Annotated in this window: 21 protein-coding genes; 7 read left to right on the top strand and 14 right to left on the bottom strand. The window is 70.4% G+C overall.

Going from position 1 to position 19,406, the window contains the following annotated elements; genetic code table 11:
- Positions 1-46: 46 nt before the first annotated feature.
- Positions 47-892, bottom strand: coding sequence for an SDR family NAD(P)-dependent oxidoreductase (locus tag ACFYMM_RS26745; protein WP_388390762.1), 846 nt, complete (start codon positions 890-892; stop codon positions 47-49).
- Positions 893-1,022: 130 nt separating this feature from the next.
- Here ACFYMM_RS26745 and ACFYMM_RS26740 point away from each other — a divergent pair, with 130 nt between their 5' ends.
- Positions 1,023-1,613: a TetR/AcrR family transcriptional regulator gene (locus tag ACFYMM_RS26740; RefSeq protein WP_388390760.1), complete on the top strand. Its 591-nt coding sequence runs from the start codon at positions 1,023-1,025 to the stop codon at positions 1,611-1,613.
- A gap of 7 nt (positions 1,614-1,620) precedes the next feature.
- Here ACFYMM_RS26740 and ACFYMM_RS26735 read toward each other — a convergent pair whose 3' ends face one another.
- Complete coding sequence (locus ACFYMM_RS26735; RefSeq protein WP_388390758.1) at positions 1,621-2,334, bottom strand: hypothetical protein; 714 nt, start codon at positions 2,332-2,334, stop codon at positions 1,621-1,623.
- Positions 2,335-2,805: 471 nt separating this feature from the next.
- Positions 2,806-3,963, bottom strand: coding sequence for an FAD-dependent monooxygenase (locus ACFYMM_RS26730; RefSeq protein ID WP_388390756.1), 1,158 nt, complete (start codon positions 3,961-3,963; stop codon positions 2,806-2,808).
- A gap of 72 nt (positions 3,964-4,035) precedes the next feature.
- On the opposite strand from ACFYMM_RS26730, the gene ACFYMM_RS26725 reads away from it, so the two are divergent.
- Positions 4,036-4,593, top strand: coding sequence for a TetR/AcrR family transcriptional regulator (locus ACFYMM_RS26725; protein ID WP_388390754.1), 558 nt, complete (start codon positions 4,036-4,038; stop codon positions 4,591-4,593).
- A gap of 31 nt (positions 4,594-4,624) precedes the next feature.
- Here ACFYMM_RS26725 and ACFYMM_RS26720 read toward each other — a convergent pair whose 3' ends face one another.
- The 4 genes from ACFYMM_RS26720 to ACFYMM_RS26705 all read right to left on the bottom strand — a co-directional run bounded on the left by ACFYMM_RS26720 (position 4,625) and on the right by ACFYMM_RS26705 (position 10,625).
- Complete coding sequence (locus ACFYMM_RS26720) at positions 4,625-5,377, bottom strand: hypothetical protein (RefSeq protein ID WP_388390752.1); 753 nt, start codon at positions 5,375-5,377, stop codon at positions 4,625-4,627.
- A 292-nt stretch (positions 5,378-5,669) separates the two neighbouring features.
- Positions 5,670-8,483: a protein kinase gene (locus ACFYMM_RS26715; protein ID WP_388390750.1), complete on the bottom strand. Its 2,814-nt coding sequence runs from the start codon at positions 8,481-8,483 to the stop codon at positions 5,670-5,672.
- 236 nt (positions 8,484-8,719) lie between these two features.
- Positions 8,720-9,760, bottom strand: coding sequence for a LacI family DNA-binding transcriptional regulator (locus tag ACFYMM_RS26710; RefSeq protein ID WP_388390748.1), 1,041 nt, complete (start codon positions 9,758-9,760; stop codon positions 8,720-8,722).
- A gap of 286 nt (positions 9,761-10,046) precedes the next feature.
- Entirely contained in the window at positions 10,047-10,625 is a 579-nt protein-coding gene (locus ACFYMM_RS26705) for a TetR/AcrR family transcriptional regulator (protein ID WP_388390999.1), read from the bottom strand.
- 88 nt (positions 10,626-10,713) lie between these two features.
- On the opposite strand from ACFYMM_RS26705, the gene ACFYMM_RS26700 reads away from it, so the two are divergent.
- Entirely contained in the window at positions 10,714-11,595 is an 882-nt protein-coding gene (locus ACFYMM_RS26700) for an SDR family oxidoreductase (RefSeq protein ID WP_388390746.1), read from the top strand.
- A gap of 185 nt (positions 11,596-11,780) precedes the next feature.
- On the opposite strand, the gene ACFYMM_RS26695 is transcribed toward ACFYMM_RS26700, so the two are convergent.
- The 4 genes from ACFYMM_RS26695 to ACFYMM_RS26680 form a co-directional block, all read right to left on the bottom strand.
- Entirely contained in the window at positions 11,781-11,909 is a 129-nt protein-coding gene (locus ACFYMM_RS26695) for a hypothetical protein (RefSeq protein ID WP_388390744.1), read from the bottom strand.
- Between the two features lie 327 nt (positions 11,910-12,236).
- On the bottom strand, positions 12,237-12,431 hold the full coding sequence (locus ACFYMM_RS26690; RefSeq protein ID WP_388390742.1) for a hypothetical protein: 195 nt from the start codon (positions 12,429-12,431) through the stop codon (positions 12,237-12,239).
- Positions 12,432-12,676: 245 nt separating this feature from the next.
- Positions 12,677-13,000 (bottom strand): hypothetical protein, encoded by a 324-nt coding sequence (locus ACFYMM_RS26685; RefSeq protein ID WP_388390997.1) that lies wholly within the window; start codon positions 12,998-13,000, stop codon positions 12,677-12,679.
- Positions 13,001-13,384: 384 nt separating this feature from the next.
- Positions 13,385-13,762, bottom strand: a complete 378-nt coding sequence (locus ACFYMM_RS26680; RefSeq protein WP_388390740.1) for an STAS domain-containing protein — start codon at positions 13,760-13,762, stop codon at positions 13,385-13,387.
- A 153-nt stretch (positions 13,763-13,915) separates the two neighbouring features.
- Between ACFYMM_RS26680 and ACFYMM_RS26675 the strand changes: the two genes are divergently transcribed.
- Complete coding sequence (locus ACFYMM_RS26675; protein ID WP_388390738.1) at positions 13,916-14,401, top strand: ATP-binding protein; 486 nt, start codon at positions 13,916-13,918, stop codon at positions 14,399-14,401.
- A gap of 135 nt (positions 14,402-14,536) precedes the next feature.
- Complete coding sequence (locus ACFYMM_RS26670) at positions 14,537-15,106, top strand: GNAT family N-acetyltransferase (protein ID WP_324783286.1); 570 nt, start codon at positions 14,537-14,539, stop codon at positions 15,104-15,106.
- A gap of 331 nt (positions 15,107-15,437) precedes the next feature.
- On the opposite strand, the gene ACFYMM_RS26665 is transcribed toward ACFYMM_RS26670, so the two are convergent.
- Entirely contained in the window at positions 15,438-16,190 is a 753-nt protein-coding gene (locus ACFYMM_RS26665; protein ID WP_388390736.1) for an SDR family NAD(P)-dependent oxidoreductase, read from the bottom strand.
- 149 nt (positions 16,191-16,339) lie between these two features.
- On the bottom strand, positions 16,340-16,513 hold the full coding sequence (locus ACFYMM_RS26660) for a CsbD family protein (RefSeq protein WP_388390995.1): 174 nt from the start codon (positions 16,511-16,513) through the stop codon (positions 16,340-16,342).
- Between the two features lie 417 nt (positions 16,514-16,930).
- On the opposite strand from ACFYMM_RS26660, the gene ACFYMM_RS26655 reads away from it, so the two are divergent.
- Positions 16,931-17,107, top strand: coding sequence for a hypothetical protein (locus ACFYMM_RS26655; protein WP_388390734.1), 177 nt, complete (start codon positions 16,931-16,933; stop codon positions 17,105-17,107).
- Between the two features lie 167 nt (positions 17,108-17,274).
- The gene (locus ACFYMM_RS26650) at positions 17,275-18,441 is read left to right on the top strand and encodes an AI-2E family transporter (protein ID WP_388390732.1); all 1,167 of its coding nucleotides are present in this window, start codon (positions 17,275-17,277) and stop codon (positions 18,439-18,441) included.
- 182 nt (positions 18,442-18,623) lie between these two features.
- Here ACFYMM_RS26650 and ACFYMM_RS26645 read toward each other — a convergent pair whose 3' ends face one another.
- Positions 18,624-19,262, bottom strand: a complete 639-nt coding sequence (locus ACFYMM_RS26645) for a DUF6518 family protein (RefSeq protein WP_388390730.1) — start codon at positions 19,260-19,262, stop codon at positions 18,624-18,626.
- Positions 19,263-19,406: the final 144 nt, after the last annotated feature.

The raw sequence follows: 19,406 nt of genomic DNA, 5'->3' as shown, positions 1-19,406 counted from the left end.
GCGCCAGGCGTCGGCGGCGCACCCGGCGTGACGCGGGGCGGGGCGGTCACTGCACCCAGGTACCGGTGAGGGTCTGGACGGCGGAGCCGTCGAGGTCGGCGAGGGTGGTGGCGACGAAGTCGCGTGCCCACTGCGAGGTCTGGACGCGGAAGGGAGGGCGGGGGGCGGTCAGGGCGTCGATGATCGGGGCGGCTGCCTCGGCCGGGGTCTGGGCGTTGCCGAACGACTGCCGGGTGCGGGTGATGTAGGCCTCCAGCGCCGGGCCGTAAGGTCCGGCGGCGGCGAGCAGTGCCGGGACGTCGAGGCCGAGATTGGCGACGAACTCGCTCGCCACCGCGCCGGGTTCGACCACGGTGACGTCGACGCCGACGGTGGCGGCGACCGGTGCGAGGGACTGCATGAAGCCCTCTACGGCGAACTTGGCCGCGCAGTACGCCTCGTTGAAGGGCTGGCCGACCACGCCGCCGACGCTGCTGACGGTGATCACCCGGCCCTTCGACGCCCGCAGGTGTGGCAGGGCGGCCCGGGTCACCGCCACCACCCCGAAGAAGTTGACCTCCATGGCCGCGCGGACGTCCTCGACGCTGCCCTGTTCGATGGTGCCGACCTGGGCGGCGCCGGCGTTGTTGACCAGCGCGTCCAGGCGGCCGTGCTCGGCGACGACCTCGTCCAGGCAGGCCGCGATGCCCGCGGAGTCCGTCACGTCCAGGCGCTTGACCTGGATCCGGTCCGCGACATCCGCCTCGGTGGCGGCCTTGAGCAGGGCCTCGGCCTTGCTGGTGTCGCGCATGGTGGCGATGGTCGCCCAGCCCGCCCGGGCGGCGCCGATGGCGGCGGCCAGGCCGATGCCGGAGGACGTACCGGTGATCAGAACCGTCTTCGGGAGGGTCATGGGGGTCTTCCTTGCGTGGGGAGCACAACGGGCCGAACCCGTAACCGGGGAGTTCCCCAGTTACTCGCCACGGTAAGCGGGGAACTCCCCGGTTGTCCAGCTAGACTGGATCCCGATGAAGGGAGCAGCCTTGACCACCAAGCCGAGCGCTTTGCGTGCCGATGCCCGCCGCAACCGCGAGCGCATCCTCGAAGCGGCCGTGCGCGCCTTTTCCGAGAAGGGCCCGGACGTCGCGATCGACGCGATCGCCAAGGCCGCGGGCGTCGGCTCGGCCACGCTCTACCGCCACTTCCCCACGCGCGAGGCGCTCATCGAGGCGGCCTACCGCAACGAGCTGGCCCGCGTCTGCGACAGTGCCACCAAGCTGCTCGCCGAGAACCCGCCCGACCGGGCGCTCCGCCTGTGGATGGACGCCTTCATCGACTACCTGGCGGCCAAGCAGGGTATGGCGGACGCGCTACGGGCCGCGGTCGCATCCGGTGCGGACCCCTTCGCCGAGACCCTCGACAAGCTCGGCGCCGCGCTCGGCACCCTGTTGCACGCCGGTGCCGGTGCCGGTCTCCTGCGCCCGGACATCGACCCCTTCGACGTCGGCTTCAGCCTGGCCGGCGTCGCGCTGATCACCAGCTCTCCCGACCAGCGCGAACGGGCCGGCCGCCTCCTCGACCTCCTCCTCGACGGCCTCCGGTACGGGGCGGACGCGTCGGCGTCCAGTCCCTGACCCGGCCTCACATTGCCGGGAAGGCCCCGAACGGGTCGTCGCTGGTAACCCCATCCGTCAGTCCCTTGATGGCCAGCTCGAACTCCGGCCATGCCTCGTCCTTTGGCTGGCCGGTCAGGTCGGCGTAGAGGTCGGCCAGCGTACCCGCGTCGCCGAGCGCGACCATGGCCTGGGCGATCCGAGGCAGCTGGTGTCCCTGGCTGGCCAGCCAGGAGATGAACGCCATCCCGCAGCCGTTGCTGATCGGGTTGGTGTCGGTGCCGTCGGTTCTGTCGACGAAGTTCCGCATTCCTTTCTCGGCCCAGAACGGCGCCGTGGCGAAGTCGACCAGGGCGTTGTCACTCACGACGGCGGCGCACCAGCGCGAGAGGGCCTCGCCGGTACTGAGTCCGCAGAGCTGACCGTTCATCGCGCACTCGCTCAGTTCGGCTTCGAACAGCCCGGAGACGCGGGCCGAGTTGCCGAACGATGCGTCCACCTCGATGGCGCCGCCGTTCTGGAAGGTGCAGCCCATGTGGTCCGCACCCCCTGAGCCGTCGGTCACGGAGCCGAGCGCGAAGACGATGACGCTGACGGGGTCGCCGGTGGTGTTGAAGATGGTGTTGTTCAGCTCGACGACGCGGTCGGCGTCGTCGACGAGGTCGGTCGCGTTCTGCAGGCCCTGCGCTCCAAGGCTCGGATCGACGTAGACGGTTACCGCTCCGCTGGGGCTCGCTCCCACGAAGTGGGAGGTTCCTCGGTAGCTCGGCCACTGGGGCGGGCCGGCGTGCCTTCTCAGAGGACGATTCATGGCACTGCCCTCCATCGTTCGGAGGTGTATTACTGTCCCTGTTCACCGAAAGTGAAGGCTCCGCGTCGCCTGGGCGCGGTCCGGTTGACACTCGTGAACTCCCATATCAGGGCACTCGATACAGTCCATTATGTGCCTTCAGGGGTGCTCCCGCACCTGGTCGGCCGCACTCCCGCGACGGGGACACCGGGAGCCGAGGCTGATCTGTCGAGTCCCGTCCAGCGCCGGCCGCTACCTTGAGTGCCGTGTGCCGTATGCCGTGCGCCTGGAAGGGAAGGACGGGGTTCGTCCGGCGGGCCACACGACGAAGTAGCATGCCGGCCGTCGCGTTTCCCCGCCCTGCCGACGGCCACCTGATGAACAGTCATCCGGCTGTCGGCGGTGACGCCGCGTACGGATCAATCAGTTCAACGACGGCGGGACCCAGGCGTGGTGCCGCAGGATCATACGCGTGGCGACCCGGGACGGTGTCAGTCGCATTGCCGTGTTCCGCAGGGCGACAGCCAGTGGATGGGACAGTTGCTGGCCCATTCTCGCGGCCTGCCGGGCGGCCCGCGCGACGGCTTGGCTGCGCGGTCGACGCTCCGCGTCGTAGCGGGCGAGCGCGGCCTCGACGGTGGACTCGGCGCCGAGGGCGGCGGCCAGGGTGACCGCGTCCTCCAGCGCCTGGCAGGCTCCCTGTCCCAGGTTGGGGGTCATCGCGTGGGCCGCGTCGCCGAGGAGGACGATCCGGCCGACCGTGTACGAGGGGAGCGGCGTGCGGAGTTCGTAGACGTCGTGCTGCAGCACGGCCTGCGTCCGAGTCGCGTCGAGCAGGGCGGGGATCGGGTCGTGCCAGGTACGAAACCGTCGGCGTGCTTCTGCCAGCGGGTCGGCGAACCGCGTTCCTGCGGGGAGGCCGAGGACGGCGTGCCACTCGGCCCGCCTGTCCAGGAACGCGATGTGTCCGAACTCCGCGCCCGGGCCCCAGGTCAGCTCGAAGTCGGCGCGCAGATCGACCGCGTGCTCCGTGATCGCGCGCAGCACCGTCGAGCCGCTGTAGACCGGACCGGGGTGGTCTGGGAAGAGTCGGCTGCGGACTGTGCTGCCGATGCCGTCGGCCGCCACCACCAGATCGGCCTCCAGGACCGTGGTGCTGTAACCGACGTGAACCGTCCCCGGGCCGGCTTGCTCGACCGTGGCCGCCTCCGAGCCGACCACCAGTGACCCGGCGGGCAACACCTCGCGCAGTAGGCGGTGCAAGGTGGAACGGGGGATGCCCATGATCGGCGTGCCCACGGCCTTCTCCAGTGCCGAGCCCTCCATCCGGGCCAGCCGGCCGCCCCGGGGCGTGCGGGTGCCGCCGCTGTACTGGCCTCGTGACGCATCCCGAACCGCCCCGCCGACGCCGAGTTCGTCCAGTGCCCGCAAGCCGTTGGCAGCCAATGAGATGCCGGCCCCGGTGTCCTCGAGTGTGGACGTGCGCTCGAGGACCGTCACGTCCCACCCGATGCGGTGCAGGCCGATGGCGGCGGCCAGCCCGCCTATGCCTCCTCCGACCACCACTGCCGTGTTCCCCATGCCGGAGCCCCCTTCTTCTACATCTGTAGAAGCCGACTCTATCCCGAGTCTCTACGGGTGTAGAAAGGGGCCATGGCTTCGGATCGGCGCACCCTTCTCGCAGACGCGGCTCTCGATGTCCTCGCCGACGAGGGAATGCGCGGCCTGACCCACCGCGCGGTCGACCGCAGAGCCGCCATGCCGCCCGGCACCACCTCGGCCTACTTCCGTACCCGCGCCGCACTGCTGACCGGACTCGTCACCCGCCTGGTCCAACTCGACCAGGCGGAACTGCAAAGGGCGGCCGAAGCGCTGCCACCCCTGCGCACCGTGGAGGAACTGGTGGACGGCATGGTGCTGCTCACCCGACAGCGACTCACCGGCGAAGGCCGCCGCCGCTCGCTCGCCCGCCACGCCTGCGCCGTCGAGAGCGTGCGCGACGAAGAGCTGCGGGAGATCCTCGTGCCCCGCGAGAACGCCGGCCGTGAGGCCGTCCGGCTGTTCCTCGCCACGCACGACGTCACGGACGTCGAGAACCGCACTCACACTCTGCTGACCTGCCTCGACGGACTGGTCTTCGACCGATTGGTGAACGGCGGCGAAGTGCGGCGCGAGGCTCTCGAAGGACTTGTCGCCGCCGCCCTGCGCTGACGGGGGTGACTTCTGCGTCCGGTGCCGAGGTTCAGTGTTCGGCGGCGACCCGGAATTGCTGGGTCAGGGAAGCGATCTGCTGGACGTCGAGGCCACTGGTCGCGTTGCTCACCAGTCCGCCGATGGTCGAGGAGTCGGTCCAAGCGCAGAGCAGTTGGGCGCTGTTGCTTCCGCACCGCATTCTGCCGCCGGCCGAGCCGGGGTTGAAGATCTTGGCGTCGGACATGTGCGCTCCTGCCATGAAACTGGTGTTCTCGTAGTCGGCCGAGTGCTGGGCGAGCTCCTGTGCGAGCTTCGGATCGGTGGTGCTGGTGGCGCTGAGGACTTCTACGACGGGCCGGGTGGGCTCACTCGCGGTGGTGTAGAAGCTGACGGTGTGGAATTCAGTCTGCTTGGCGGCTATTTGAGCGCTGAGTCGGTCTGCTTGGGTGCCGGTCATCAGCCGGTAGCTGCCGAGGGTGGCCGGCGGGGTGATGGTCAGATTGGTGGGCCCCTTGGATGCGGCGCTGCCGTACTGGCCGGACTGGCGGATCCTGGGCACGGCCACCGCCATGGCCGCGACGACGATGACCACGGTGCCGATGACGACTCGACGGGTCCGCTCCCGCGCGAGCTTGGCCGCGGCGTCGATGTCCTCGGCCATGGGGTTCTCCACTGGTTGCGGCCGACGCCACTTGCGGGTCGCGGTCCAGAGGATGACAAGGGCGATGGCGGCCAGGATGAACGGGGCGAGGACCTGTCCCGCCTGGTACGCATCCGAATGTGTGTCGGCAGCGGCAAGCATGGATCGAGAGCCTAAAAGGCCTGGATGGGCATGTCCATGTCTTTCCTCGACCGCGTCACTCTGCGACCCGAAACGGCCATCTGGCCGTGCGTCACCGTACCGTGCTGGTCAGCGCAGTTGCCTTGGCGCTGGTGTAGGCGGCGTCCTTGTAGGGGAGGAGGGTGCCTGGTCGCCGACGCCCCGAAGTTGGCGGCGTGCGGCCGCCATCAGCGCGGACAACGCGGCCTGCGCAAGCCTTTGCCGGTCCGCTATAACACCCGCCGCCGACACTCAACCGACGGCGGCCTGGCCGTCATCCCCCCGACCCGGCGGCCCCGGACCGCGGCGGTTCACCCGCCGACCTCAGCATCGCCAGCAGCGTCCGGGCGTCCCGTACCGTGGGGTGGCCCTCGCCGAGGTGGACGGCGGCGTCGTTCAGCACCTGCTCGGCGAGGGGGAGGCCGCCGGGCCGGTCGCAGCCGAGCATGGCGTGTGAGACCCGTAGGCGCAGGGTCAGTGGGTGGCGGGCGCCCAGCCGCGCTTGCGCCTCCGTGAGGAAGGTGCCGCAACCGAGACGGGTCCGGGCCATGGATTGGCCCTCCTGTTCGCGCTCCCAGCGCAGGACCCGTGCCGTCAGTTCCTCGGCCGCCTCGTCGAGCGCACCCGGAAGGGGAGGGGTACCGCCCTGCGGGTCCGGATCCGACACGCGCGGGGGCGTAGTCGTGGCTGCGGTGTCGGCGGCGCGGGACGGACGCGGGACAGCCCACGTGGTGTCCCCGGCAGCATGGGCTCGAGTGTAGGCAAGCGTCTCGTAATGGCGTGTGGCGGGCATGGTGGCGTGTTCCATGACGAGGGCCTGTGCCTGGTCGGACAGCGGCGGTGGACCAATCCTGCCCCCGGCGGCTCCGGGCACCAGGGCCTCGGCCACTTCGCCGGCCGTCGGCCGTCGGCGCGGGTCGATGTGGAGGCATGAACGGACCACCTCCGCGAAGTCTTCGGGCAGCCCGGCGAGGTCCGGTGTGCCGGCCCGGATGCCCGCGACCACGGACGGCGTGTCCTTGCCCCAGGGGCTGCGCCCCAGAGCGAGCCGGGCCAGGACGGTGCCCAGGGAGAACACATCGCTCGCGGCGGTGAAGGTGGGCTGTTCGCGCAGTTGCTCGGGGGAGGCGTACGCGTAGGTGCCGGTGAAGCCTCGCCGTGGCTCGGTGAGCCGTTCGATCTGGGCGATACCGAAGTCGATGACGCGTGGGCCGTCCTCGGTCAGCAGCACGTTGGCGGGCTTGAGATCGAGGTGCACGATGCCCTCGGCATGGATGGCGCCCAGGGCGACGGCGATGCCGGCCCCCAGCGTGCGCACCAGGCCGACGTCCAGCCGTCCGCAGCGCTCGACCAGCTCCTGCAACGAGGGCGCGGCCACGTAGGGCACCGCCATCCACGGCGTCGAGCCGTCGGTGTCCGCGGCGATCACCGGTACGGTGAATCGCCCATCGACCCGCCGCGCAGCCCGCACCTCGTGGGCGAAGCCCCGCTTGATCGGGGGAGCCGCCGCGAGGTGCGGGTGCAGCGTCTTGACCGCGACCATCAGCCCGTCGGGATCCTGGCACAGATAGACCCGCCCGAACCCGCCCTCGCCGACACACTCCAGCACCTCGTACGCGCCGAAGACCGGTGACCGGTCCGCGCCGTCGACCCCGTCCGCACCGGCGGCGGGCCGCGCCCGCTCGATCTCGCGCCAGGTCCCGATGGCCGCGGCCCGCGGGTGCACCGCGACCCGGCCGTCACCCGCCACCTCCGCGGGCGGCCGCTTCCCCGCGTCCGGTTCACCCGGCGCGGGCCGCTCGCCCAGCTCGCTCTGCTCGTCCTGCTCCTCCTTCACCACGACGACCCGGGTCGTCGCCGGTTCGCGGCCCTCGAAGACGTACGCCTGGATCCGTACGTTTTCGTCGCCCAGGCGGGACACGTAGAGGCCCGGGAGACCCACCCGCTCGCACACGGAGGCCTCTTCGGGAGTCGGCCGCAGGTCGTCGCGGGCGAAGCAGAGGGCCGTCGCGTCATAGCCCCCGCGCGTCATGTCCCGCAGCACGGCGGCCCAGTGTTCCGGCGTCCATTCGGCCCATGTTCCCTCGTCCGCACCGGGGTTGACGAGCGCGAGCCAGGTCGCGTGCGGGGTGCCGGCCTCGCGGGCCAGTACCGCGCATGCCGTTTCCGGCGCGGTCTGCAGCGCCTCGCCCAACGCCGTCGCGGTCCGTTCCGCGATACGGAGCACGGGGCGCCCGGCCATCCGGGCCAGCTCGTCGCGCTGCCCGCGCAGGATGTCGTACTCCGGCGAACCCGGCCCCTGGCCCTGCAGCTCCAGGCACGCGAGCACCTTCCCGAACGTGTCGGCAGCCGTCGCGTGGTCCTCCGCCGCCACCGCCGCCTTTGCCTGCGCGACGCGCGCGGCGAGGGTCTGGGAGCTGCCCGCCCCGTAGAGCCGCTCGGACCGTACGGCAATCTGCCCGTACATGCGGCCCGCGCGATGGAAGTCTCCCGCGGCTTCGACCGCGGCGGCCGTCGCGAGGAGGTCCTGCAGCCCGTCGTGGCCTCCCTCGTTGCCGAACGGCAGGCCGCCGGCGACCTCGGCGTAGCGCTGGCGGGCGATGTTGACGAGCCGGTGGCCTGAGCCGAGTTCCTGCTGTGCGGTCTGCAGCATCTGGGCGAACGCCCGCAGCGCGGCAGCGTTGTCGCCGCTCTTCTGCTGCCAGTAACCCGCCTCGCACAGCAGGGTGAGCGCCTCCTCGGTGCGGTTCTCCCGCTCGGCGGACCGACGCATGGCCTCGTAACGGCGCACGGCCTCCTCGGGACGGCCCGACCGGCCGTGCCAGTGGGCCAGTTGATGCCGGGCCAGTTCGGTGTCCGGATGGCGCGGTCCCTGCAACCGCTCCCGGTCGGCCAACAGACCGACGAACAGGCGCACCGCGGCTTCCGGTCGGCCGGACTCACCGGTCCAGTGGGCCAGTTGGTGCCGTAGCGACAATGTGTCGGTGTCCTGCGGTCCCAGGACGCGTTCCGCCTCCGCGACGAGTTCCGCGTAGCTTGCGGCGGCCTCCGCCGCGCCGAACTGCCGGGCGATCAGCTCAGCCCTCATGCTGCCCGCCCGCAGCGTCGCGACGAGTTCCTCGCGATTCTCCGATGTCGCCTCGCGCCGCCTGCCGAACAACCTCACCAAGCCACCCCCATTGCCGTAGCCGGACGCGTGCCGAGCAATCAGTATGCCCCACCCAATCGTTTGCGCCAATCGTTTGGGTATCAGTGCCCACCGGGCTCCGGTGAGGGACGACTGACAGGTCGACAGGCGGGCTCAGGGCCTGCCCGCCCCGCCGGTCACCGCAGACTCGGCCCCACCTGCGGCCCCGTGGAAGCCCGTACCACCAGCTCGGGCGTGAGCGCCTCGGATGTGACGGGCTCGCCCGCGATACGGCGGAGCAGCAGCCGCACGGCGCGTCGGCCCTGCTCGGCCATGGGGGAGTGGACGCTGGTGAGCGGGACGGGCAGTTCGGCGGCGAGCGGGGTGTCGTTGAAACCGGCCAGGGCGAGGTCCGCACCCAGCCGCAGGCCGAGGTCGCGGGCGGCGCCGATCGTGCCGATCGCCGCGAGGTCGTTGACGGCGAAGATCGCGGTCGGCCGGTCGGGCCTGCTCAGCAGCTCGACGGCGGCCCGGTGTCCGCCGGTCGTGTCGAAGCGGCAGTGCCGCACCCAGTGGGCCGACACGGGCAGGCCTGCCTCGCGGTAGCGGTCGGTGAAGCCGGTGGTGCGGTCGGTACCGGTGCTGGCGAACGGTTCACCGGCGATGACGGCCACCCGACGGTGGCCCAGGGCCAGGAAGTGCTCCGCCACGAGTCGCCCGCCGAGGTGGTCGTCGCAGGTCACCGCCGGGTGGCCGGTGGCGGTGCGGCGGTTGACGAGCACGAAGGGCGTGCTGTTCAGGGCCGGGTCGTCCAGGGCGGCCCCGTCCAGGTGTGCGTCGCCGATGACGAGGCCGTCCACCCGGCGGCCCAGGACCATGCCGATCCGCTCGCGCTGGGTGGCGGGGTCGTCGTGGGTGTTGGTGACGAAGGTGGAGAGCCCCCGTCGGGTCGCCTCCTCCTCCACGCCCTCGTAGATGGTGGCGACCACGATCTCCGACAGCCGGGGGAAGAGCACCCCGACAAGGTTGCTGCGCCGGGTGCGCAGGCTGGTGGCGTGCGGGTTGGGCCGGTAGCCGAGTTCGTCGGCCAGCTCGCGGATGCGTCGCGCCGTCTCGCCCGAGGCCGCACGGCCCTGCTCGCCGGACGGGCCGTTGAGGACGCGGGAGACTGTCGAGACGTGCAGCCCGAGCCGTTCCGCGATCCCGCGCAGTGTCACCGGCCCGCCGTCGCCCGCCATACGCGTCTCCCACCTCGCTGTTCTCCCACCGCCCAGTGCCGTGGCCCGGTCGGGACATCCTCGACGCACAGTAGCGGACGCGGCTCGCGGGTCCGCCCGGTCCCGCCTCCTGTCCGTCTCGGCGGCCGGCGGGCAGTGCGCCGAGTCCTCGTGGGGACTTTCGTCACCGCGCTCGCGCAATGTCGTGGCGTCCATTGCCCGGTGGAAACCGCTCGGCGGTCCGTGGGCCGGCGCACGAGCAGCGGCTTCGGCTCGAAGGAGTCGCCCGAAGTCCGGTCGCGGTGGTTCAGCCGAGCGAGGCGCTCGCGGTACGCAGTTCGTCAAGGGCCGTCAGGACGTACCCGGCGAGCTCGTCCTTGCCGTCGCGGTCACCCTCGGACCATCGGGCGAACCCGCGTTTGAAGGCGAGGACGCCCAGTTCGCCCGCTAGCGCCGCGGTCGGATCGGGTATGCCTCGAGCGACCAGAGCGGTCGTCATCGCGGCTGCGAGGCTGACGCTCTTGAAGGCGTCACGTTCCTGGAGTTCGGCGCTGGCGGCTACGGCCGCCTTCAGGCGAGGAGCGAGCTCGCGATTCAGGGGACCCATCGCGCTCGAGGCGCGCTCGAGACCGGCGGCGACCGCCTCGAGCGGGCTGGCGTCATCGGGCGCCTCGGCGATCCCCTCGCTCAACAGTCGGCTCAGCGTCTCCTGCCCGGCCACCAACAGCTCGCGCTTGTCGGGGAAATGCCGGAAGAAGGTGCTTTTGGTGACTCCGGCGCGCTCGGCGATCTGCGCGACCGTCGTGGCGTCGTACCCCTGCTCGGTGAACAGGTCGACGGCAGCCACGACGAGGCGTTCGCGTGCGCCTGGTTCCCATCTTCCCATGGTCACCATCATAGGTGATGGGACTCTTGTCCCATCACTGCGCTAGAGTGATGGGACAAGAGTCCCATCACCTGTGGGGGAGTTTTCCATGCACGTCTTTGTCACCGGCGGCACCGGCCTGATCGGTTCCGCCGTCGTCGCCGAGCTGCTCGACAACGGCCACACCGTCCTCGCGCTCGCCCGCTCCGAGGCCTCCGTGCTCGCCGCCGAAGCGGCTGGCGCCGAGCCGCTCCGGGGAGCGCTGGCCGACCTGGACGCCCTCCGCCTCGGCGTCGCGCAGGCCGACGGGGTGATCCACCTGGCATTCGGCAACGACTTCACCAGCCCCGACGCCCTGGCGAAGTCGGTCGCCGAGGAGAGTGCCGCCCTCGCGGCCCTCGGCGAGGAACTCGTCGGCACGGACCGCCCCTTCGTCACCGTCTCGGGCACGCCCTGGGTGCCCGGCCGCCTCTCCACCGAAGCCGACCCGCTACCGATCGACGGGCCCGTCGCTGGTCGCGGCCGCGCGGTCACGGCGATCCTGGGCCTGGCCTCACACGGGGTCCGGAGCACGGCCGTACGCCTGCCGCGCACGGTTCACCACCAGGGCGACGGCGGCTTCGCCGGCCTGCTGACCCGCATCGCCCGCCAGACCGGAGTGTCCGGCTATCCAGGCGACGGGGCGCAACGCTGGCCGGCCGTCCACGCGTTGGACGCGGCAGTCCTCTTCCGTCTCGCCCTGGAGCGGGCGGAAGCGGGCACTTCCTGGCACGCCGTGGACGACGAGGGGGACTGCGTGCGCGACATCGCCGCGGTCATCGGCCGACGCCTGGGCCTGCCGGTCAAGTCGATGCCGGCCGAGACGTACGGCCCTCTCGGCCCGATCTTCACGACCGACCAGCCCTCCTCCAGCAGCCACACCCGACAGACACTCGGCTGGGAGCCGAAACACCCGCGCCTCCTGCAGGACCTGGAAAACCTCCAGCCCTGACCAGCGACCGGGTCGTCGTGTCCAGCGGTGCCGGGAGCGTCCCGGCACCCGGATGACGGATGTGTTTCCGCGACTGGCGCGGGCGCGTTCGGGTGGGTGGCGTCATCGAGCAGTCGGCTTCGTCTTCGAAGCACGGCCGGGCCCCGAGCGCCGCCGCCGGTGTTCTCCGTTTGCGGCCAGGTCTCCTACCCGCAGCTGGTGACGGCTTCCTCGTGGCGCTCGACCGCGCGGCGGGCCGGGACCTGGTGGCTGGAGTCACGCCGGTGCAGCATCTGCGCGAGGGCCGGCAGCGTCGTGTTCTTGGGCAGCGACACCGGCCCAACGGACCGTGGTAGGCCCGTGCTGCTCCGGCTTCGCGGGCGGCCGCGAGGCCGCAGCGGTTCCGCAGGCCGCGATGCCGGAGCCGTCGGAGGCCCGCACGACCGACCCGGCGACGTGGAGGCGCTCGCCGGGAGGACCTCGCCATGTTCGCCGCCTTCAAGCGCGAACAGGACCCGGAGCTGCCTTACCAGGGACGCCCGGCGCCTTGCTGACCGCACTCGGCGCGCTCACCGCTGGCAGCGACGCCGGCGCGCCCGGAAGAAGCAGCAGGCCGAAGAGACGGCGGCGAGGAGGACGACTGCCCGGAACCTGCGCAGGGCCTACTGGGCGGAGTCCGGGCCTGTCCGCGCGAGGCGGACCATGGCGCGGTAGAGGGCGGTGGGCGCCGGGGCTTCGGGGACCGCGGGGATCGGTGCGCCGGGGGCGGCATAGGAGCGGATCATGTGACCGACCAGGCGGCGCCAGGCGTCCGGCGCGGAGTCGCCGGCGGCGGCGATGACGCCGGCGTTGGCCATCTGCAGGATGACGAGGTCCTCCGGGACGAAGTCCTCACGGAGGTGTCCGCTGCTCCCGCTTCATCCGCCTGGCCACGCCCTCCCTGGCCGACCCCCGCGACAAGCCGTACTGGAAGCACGAGGTACTGCCCGAGGGCCGCCACCGGACACATCCGCTCCGGCTTCCTCGGCCACGACAAGGTCGGCTCCGCCATGAGCCGTGCCGACATCGCCGCGTTCCTCGTCTCCCAGCTCACCGACACCCGCTACCGGCGTGCCATGCCCGCCATCGACAACCGAGGCGTGGACCCCGCCTGCTGACGGCGGTGGACCCCTGCCGCGTTCCGTCCGCTGCTGCGGACCATGAGGTACCCGAGGAAGCCGGCCGCCTGGAGCAACTGCGCCACCAGCACGATCGGCTTCGGCCCGAGCCGGTCGACGAGACCACCGATCCACAGGGGCAACGGAAGGGACAGCAGACCGGCCACGCTCAGCAGGGTCCCGACCTGTACCAGGGAGGTGCCCGAACTCGCCGACAGATAGAGCATGGACAACGGGACGAAGAGACCGTTCACCACCGAGTCGACCATCAGCACGAGGAAGACGGCGATCCCGGCCGTATTCCGCCCAGACTCCTGCGATGGTGAACCGGACGGAGCTTCCCTGTGCCCCGGCCGCCGCGACGTTCATCTCCCCGACCGCGTCAAGAAACCCCCTCCCCGGCATGCTGTATGCACGGCCGTGACCGACAGTCCTTCGGGGCAAGTTTGGCAAGCCCTTACCGTACTGACGGTCCGTCGCACGCAGTGTGCCGCAGGAGGCGCTCCGCCGGGTGTACGGGCTCCGTCGCGGCCCGGGCCGGGCAGCGCCCGCCGGCGGACGCGCCATGTGCTCAGCGCGGTGCGGGAGGCCGAAGACCTTGTGTACGGCTACTCAAGGCGACTGGGTCAGCGCATGGCGGGCAGGTGGATCAGTCAGTTGCCGAGGGCTTGGCGGAGGCTCTCGCGGCAGTCGATGACGGCATCGACGCCGACGATCCGCAGGGTGCGCATCACGGCCTCGGTCGGTGCGGCCAGGCGGATCCAGCCGTCGGCCTCGGCGACGGCGTGGTGGGCGGCGATGAAGAGGTTGATGCCGCTTGAGTCCAGGAAGGTGACCTGGCTCAGGTCGACCACGATGCGGGGGCGGGGAGTGCCGGAGACGTCCAGGGCTTGGCCGAGCGCCTGGCCGGTGTGATGGTCGATCTCTCCCGCGACGGTCACTACCCGTATGCCGTCGGTGGTGGTGGAGACGACCGTCAGCGGGCCCGGCTGCGCTGTCTGTTCGGTGTCCGCCATCTCTCCCTCAGCCATGTCGGTGATACTGGCATGCCAAGACCCTCACCTGCAGTGCTTCCCTGCACAGTGCGGGTAATGCCTTCCTGTCGAAGGCGTAAAGCGTGTACCCGGCATGCGCGGGTACGCGCGGGGGTGTGAACGGGGAGGAGAAGCGAGCCGCGATCCGCGATGGAACCAGCCCCGGTGGGTGAGGACAGTGCGGTACCGGAGGAGCAGGCCGTGCAGACCACGGTGGCGCTGGGAGGCGACGGAACGTCCATCGCCCGCGCCCGCCACCTCGCCGCCGGCTTCGTCACGCGCGCCCAGACCGAGCATGGCCTGCCTGTCTCGCAGCGCGCCATGGACCTCACCCAGCTGGTGGTCAGCGAGCTGGTCACCAACGCCCTCAAGTACGCGCCGGGGCCGGTGCTGATGGACCTGCGCATCACCGGCGGCATGGTCGAGATCGCGGTCTGGGACTGTGATCCGGTGCTGCCGGTGGCCCGGGCCGCGGACGTCGGACGGGTGGGCCAGCACGGCCTGGAGATCGTCCTGGCCGTCGCCCAGGGCTTCGAGGCGCAGCGGGAGCCGGTCGGTAAGCGCATCACCGCTCGCATCGCCCTCCTGGACGACGAACATCGGGCAGCGCCGCGCACGAGAAGCGTGGGTCAGTGAACAACTCCTGGAATGCCGCGCCTCGTGGTGAAGGGCGGCTGCCGAGGGCTGCTCGTGAAAAGGCGTGGCTGGCGGGCAGTCGTGATGCGAAAATCGGTCCGCAACTTGATCCACATCCGTGTCCCGGAGGTCTGCATGGACGTTGCCTCACTGCTGCCGTTGACCACGGCCCGGTTATCGCTGCGTCTGTTCACTCCCGGCGACGCCGACGACCTGTACGCCTACCAGAGCCTGCCGAGCGTGGCGCGTTACTTGTACCGGCCGGCGCACACGCGTGAGCGCAGCGAGCAGGTTGCCGCCGAGCGCGCGGCGCAGACGGCCTGGCGCGCCGACGGGGACAAGCTGGCGCTCGCTGTCTGCCGACGCGATGAGCCCGGTGTCCTGGGCGAGGTGAGCCTAGCCCTGGCCGATGCCCGCGCCGCCCAGGCCGAGATCGGCTGGACTCTCGACCCAGGCCACCAGGGGCACGGCTACGCGACCGAGGCGGCCGCGGCGCTGGCCGGGTTTGCCTTCGACACGCTGGGCGTGCACCGGCTCTACGCACGGCTGGATGTCGAGAACACCGGGTCTGTACGAGTCTGTGAGCGCCTCGGGATGCGCCGGGAGGCGCACCTGGTCGAGAACGACCTTGACGGGGATCGCTGGGGCAGCGAGTACATCTACGCGGCGCTGTCCGCGGATCTAGGCAGTCGATCAGGCGATTGAGCCCGACGCCGCCTCCTGTCCGTGATCTTCCACACGGCCCCGATCATCTCCTGGGCCAGACGGGACGTGGTGGCGAAGCGCACCGTCTCGGGTATCCCGGCTGTGTCACGGCGTTCGGGATCATCGGATCAGGAGTGTTCCGGGAGGTAGAGCCGCCGGTCGATCAGGGTCCGTCGCCGGCTGGTGGCCAGGGCTGCAGGAAGCCGGTCTCGTCCGACGCTCGATAACAGCCCGAGCAGGTAAGCGCGGGCCGCGGGCTGCGGCCCGGAGTTCAACCCGCCCGAACCTGCCCGCGATTCGTCCCGTGACCTGATCGAACACAGCTCGCTCGTCAGGCGGTGAAGCCGCCGTCGACGTGGATCGAGGCTCCTGTGATGTACGCGCCGTCCACACTCGCCAGGTGGGCGACGGTGGCCGCGATCTCGGCCGCTTCCGCATAGCGGCCCACAGCCGTGAAGCCGGCGATCACCTCGGCGTTCGGCCCGTCAGCGGGGTTGGTATCCGTGTCGGTGGGGCCGGGATGAACCAAGTTGACGGTGATTCCACGCGGACCGAGTTCTCGGGCCAGTCCCTTCGTCATTCCGATCAGAGCCGTCTTGCTCATCGAGTACAGCGCCAGTCCCGGGAAGACCGCACGCTCGGCGACATTGCTGCCGATGCTGATGATGCGGCCGCCCCGGCCCATGTGACGTACGGCCGCCTGGGTCGCTGCGAACGGCGCCCGGACGTTCACCGCCAGGGTCCGATCGATCTCTGCCGGCCCCAGGTCTTCGAGTGGGCCGACGAGGAAGACACCGGCGTTGTTGACCAGGATGTCGAGTCTGCCGAACGTCGCGACGGCCTCGTCCACCGCGGCGGTGAGCGCCTCCGGGATGGCGCTGTCGGCCTGGACTGCCAGCGCCCGGCGCCCACTGGCCTTGATCTGCTCCACCACCTGGGCGGCGCGTTCCGTACTGTTCTCATAGGTCAGGACGACGTCGGCGCCTTCTTCGGCCAGCCGTAACGCCACAGCGGCACCGATGCCCCGGCTGCCGCCCGTGATCAAGGCCACGTTTCCTTCAAGTCGGTTCATGACGTCGAGCATTGCGGGCACCAGCGCCGGAAGCTGGCGAGAATCCGACCTGGCTTTCGGCTCGCGCCCGAAGCACCAAAAGGGGGCTCGGCTCCCGTAGCAGGAAGGCCTTCACCCCCTTGGTGGGAGGTGAAGGCCCGTACTCGTGAGCGCTTCAGCGGTCAGCGCTTGAACATGTCCTTGATTTTCTCCTTGGCCTGACGTGCATCGCCCTTGGACTTTTCCGCCTGGCCCTCGGCGACCATCGGGTCATCGACGGCGGCTCGTCCCGTAGCCCTCTTGAGCTTCCCCTTGGCCTGTTCGGCCTTGGCCCTGGCCTTCTCACCAGCCGACATGACAGATACGCCTCCTGCCGTGGTCACCTAGCTGTCCTAGTTGACAGGATAAGTCTGATATGCCCGAGACCGCCTCTCGCAAACAGCGGTACGGCGACCACGGCTCTCCGGGAAGTCGGCCGATCACCCGGTCTGGGGGATGCCTGGAGGCACACCAGGCCCCGTGGCGCCGGTGCGTACGAAAATACTGCGAGCCGGGGAGAAGGAAATCGATATCAGCCTTTTCCGCCATTCCTCCACGGCGCACGGGCAGCAGCCGTTGGCGAGTGCCCGCCCTGAATGTCCTCTGTCCTCCCGGCCGACATCGGTCGGCGAGACTCGGCCGACCTGCGTGACGCTGCCGGTGTGAGTTGCCGGGCGGCGGGAATTCGCAGGGGAGTGCAACACGGACGTCACCCGACGAGGAGGCCGAAAACCATGCTGGCGATCGTTTCCGCTGTCCTGTTCTTCATCGCCTTTTTGATCAACGCGGCAGATATCGCGACCAACCACACCTTCACCTCGACCAACGTCATGCTTCTCGGTCTCACGGCTCTGGCCCTGCACCTCGCGGGCCTGGGAGGCGGCTGGACCGTCCGCGGCCGCAGACGCTGAAGGCGTTTCGGGGACCTCGGCATCTCCGTCGGCTTGCTGCGGATGTGGCAGCACCTGCAAGAACTGAGGGACAGAAGATCGGGAAGGGGGGAACACTGCCTGGCACGGACAGCGGCTCGCCACTTCGGTCTGGACAACCACCCGACCCGCCCCGAGGAGGGCTGCTCATGGCACGCGGCTACGCCGCCCGCGCACGTCGGCGTGCGCGGGCGGCGAATGGAGCGGTGCGGGGAACCCAGGCTGCGGCCGGGGGGCCAAGAAGCGGCGGGCGGGGGAGGAGAGAACCCGGATTCATCCCGCCACGACCCGTTGAACGCAGAGGGTCGTGGCTGCGGGCCGGCTTCGCCCTGGGACTCGGTGCGACTGTGGCCTGGGTGCTGGTGCACACCGTTCTGCAGATCGGGCAACTGCTGTCACTGTTCTTGGCGGCCGTCTTCATTGCGATCGGCCTGGAGCCGCTGGTCGCCCTCTTGACCAGACACCGCGTACGTCGTGGCTGGGCGGTTCTGATCGTGCTTCTCGTGTTCGTGCTGTGTATGGCGGGATTCGTCGCGCTGATCGCCCAGCCGGTCACGGACGAGGTCGACTCCTTGGCCAAGGCGATTCCGAAGTGGCTCACCCAGCTTCACGACCGGCACACCTACCTCGGCCACCTGGAAGACCGCTATCACCTGATTTCCAAGGTCCGCGGCACTCTTGCCTCCGGCGGCTCGGGTGTCCTGGGCGGGCTGCTGGGAGCGGGAAAGATGGTGCTGAACCTGGTTACGTCGGCGGTCATCGTCGTAGTCGTGACCATTTACCTGATGGTCGCCCTGCCCGAGATCAAGCAGTTCGGGTTCCGCTTCGTCGCCGCGAGCAAGCGCGCGCGGGTCGAGGCGGTGACGGACGAGATCCTGACCCGGACGGGCCGGTTCATGCTGGCCAACCTCGCGACGTCGGGCATCGCGGGGCTCGCGACCTTCGCCTGGTGCGCGGCCATCGGCGTACCGTACCCGGCTGCCCTGGGCTTCTTCGTCGCGCTGATGGATCTGATCCCGGTCGTCGGCTCAACGGTCGCCGGAGTGGCCGTGAGCCTGGTCGCCCTGTCGGTCTCCCTGGCGATCGCGGGTGCCACGGCCGGCTTCTATGTGGGCTTCCGCCTCGCAGAGGACTACCTGATCATGCCTCGCGCGATGAAGTACGCCGTCGACGTACACCCCGTGGTCACCGTCGTGGGCGTCCTCGTCGGGGGCGCGCTGCTGGGAATCATCGGTGCCTTGGTCGCCGTACCGGCCGCCGTGGCCATCGGCATCCTGCTCGACGAGTACGTCTTCCCCAGCACCGACGCCGCGTGACGGGCTGCCCCGGACCGCGGACGCTCCTCGACCTCGACTGCGACGACGACGCGCTGTGCGACCTGGACGAGCCCGGCGACGGCGTCCACTGCCGGACGTGCCCGTGACCGGTGTGACGTGCGACCCCGGCCGTCGACGAATGGCCGTGAACAACACACTGGATCGAGTGACGAGTTGGACCGTTACAGCGATCCGAGCAGGCCGTCGAGGATGCCCTCCTCGGCGAGGTAGAAGGCGAAGCCGCCCACGGGGGCGAGTGCGGTGCACAGCCAGTAACGATGCACCCCGGCGCGCGCCAGGTAGACGGTCAGGAGAGCGGTGAGCAGCGCGCCGACGGCCAGGAAGGCGACCGCCTCACCCCTGTAGTGGAGCGTCAGGCCCAGCCAGAGTGCCTCCCCCAGCACCACCGTCGCGATGGCCGCCCCGGCCGCCGCCCGCACGTCCCCCCGCCCGCGCCGTACCGTCCAACCGGCCCACCCCAGCAGCGGACCTCCCGCCAGCCCCGCCACCGACCATACGGCGGCGGTTCCGAGCCCTCCGGCCCCGAATGTGTCCCCGAGTGCGGACGTCACGTAGTAGGCACCGCAGGCAGCGAGCATCATCAATGCCCCGCCCCGAACGGCGAGCTGCCGGACACGTATCAGCGCACCGGCAACGGCAGTCCAGATGATCCAGGCGGACACCGAGTTGGTCGCTCGCTCCACCAGGGGTGTCGTCCCGTGCAGGCCGTACGTGGCCCAGCCGAGCAGCAGCCCGAAGGTCGCGATCGCGGCGAGGACGGTGGCGGGGGTGTCGCGACGGGATGTGGTTCCGATAGCCATTCCCGTACTATACACAGAGTGTATACATGTGATGTATAGCCGCCCCGAGTCACATCGGTCACCGGTCAACCGGCATCCTCCACCGCCGTCGGCGGGGAATCGCCATGGATGTCGCTCCCCTCGGATACGGTGCTCTCGATGAGA

Origin of the sequence: Streptomyces sp. NPDC006739 (genome assembly GCF_042869815.1) — a bacterium.
In the GTDB taxonomy this organism is placed as follows: domain Bacteria; phylum Actinomycetota; class Actinomycetes; order Streptomycetales; family Streptomycetaceae; genus Streptomyces.
This window is presented reverse-complemented; position numbering and strand designations above follow the sequence as displayed.

Excerpts from the sequence above, each read along its gene's own strand:
- ACFYMM_RS26745 (WP_388390762.1), bottom strand. The coding sequence starts at position 892 with ATGACCCTCCCGAAGACGGTTCTGATCACCGGTACGTCCTCCGGCATC.
- ACFYMM_RS26730 (WP_388390756.1), bottom strand. The coding sequence starts at position 3,963 with ATGGGGAACACGGCAGTGGTGGTCGGAGGAGGCATAGGCGGGCTGGCC.
- ACFYMM_RS26725 (WP_388390754.1), top strand. The coding sequence starts at position 4,036 with ATGGCTTCGGATCGGCGCACCCTTCTCGCAGACGCGGCTCTCGATGTC.
- ACFYMM_RS26720 (WP_388390752.1), bottom strand. The coding sequence starts at position 5,377 with ATGCTTGCCGCTGCCGACACACATTCGGATGCGTACCAGGCGGGACAG.
- ACFYMM_RS26715 (WP_388390750.1), bottom strand. The coding sequence starts at position 8,483 with ATGAGGGCTGAGCTGATCGCCCGGCAGTTCGGCGCGGCGGAGGCCGCC.
- ACFYMM_RS26710 (WP_388390748.1), bottom strand. The coding sequence starts at position 9,760 with ATGGCGGGCGACGGCGGGCCGGTGACACTGCGCGGGATCGCGGAACGG.
- ACFYMM_RS26705 (WP_388390999.1), bottom strand. The coding sequence starts at position 10,625 with ATGGGAAGATGGGAACCAGGCGCACGCGAACGCCTCGTCGTGGCTGCC.
- ACFYMM_RS26700 (WP_388390746.1), top strand. The coding sequence starts at position 10,714 with ATGCACGTCTTTGTCACCGGCGGCACCGGCCTGATCGGTTCCGCCGTC.
- ACFYMM_RS26690 (WP_388390742.1), bottom strand. The coding sequence starts at position 12,431 with ATGGCCAACGCCGGCGTCATCGCCGCCGCCGGCGACTCCGCGCCGGAC.
- ACFYMM_RS26685 (WP_388390997.1), bottom strand. The coding sequence starts at position 13,000 with ATGGTCGACTCGGTGGTGAACGGTCTCTTCGTCCCGTTGTCCATGCTC.
- ACFYMM_RS26680 (WP_388390740.1), bottom strand. The coding sequence starts at position 13,762 with ATGGCTGAGGGAGAGATGGCGGACACCGAACAGACAGCGCAGCCGGGC.
- ACFYMM_RS26675 (WP_388390738.1), top strand. The coding sequence starts at position 13,916 with ATGGAACCAGCCCCGGTGGGTGAGGACAGTGCGGTACCGGAGGAGCAG.
- ACFYMM_RS26670 (WP_324783286.1), top strand. The coding sequence starts at position 14,537 with ATGGACGTTGCCTCACTGCTGCCGTTGACCACGGCCCGGTTATCGCTG.
- ACFYMM_RS26665 (WP_388390736.1), bottom strand. The coding sequence starts at position 16,190 with ATGCTCGACGTCATGAACCGACTTGAAGGAAACGTGGCCTTGATCACG.
- ACFYMM_RS26660 (WP_388390995.1), bottom strand. The coding sequence starts at position 16,513 with ATGTCGGCTGGTGAGAAGGCCAGGGCCAAGGCCGAACAGGCCAAGGGG.
- ACFYMM_RS26655 (WP_388390734.1), top strand. The coding sequence starts at position 16,931 with ATGCTGGCGATCGTTTCCGCTGTCCTGTTCTTCATCGCCTTTTTGATC.
- ACFYMM_RS26650 (WP_388390732.1), top strand. The coding sequence starts at position 17,275 with ATGGCACGCGGCTACGCCGCCCGCGCACGTCGGCGTGCGCGGGCGGCG.
- ACFYMM_RS26645 (WP_388390730.1), bottom strand. The coding sequence starts at position 19,262 with ATGGCTATCGGAACCACATCCCGTCGCGACACCCCCGCCACCGTCCTC.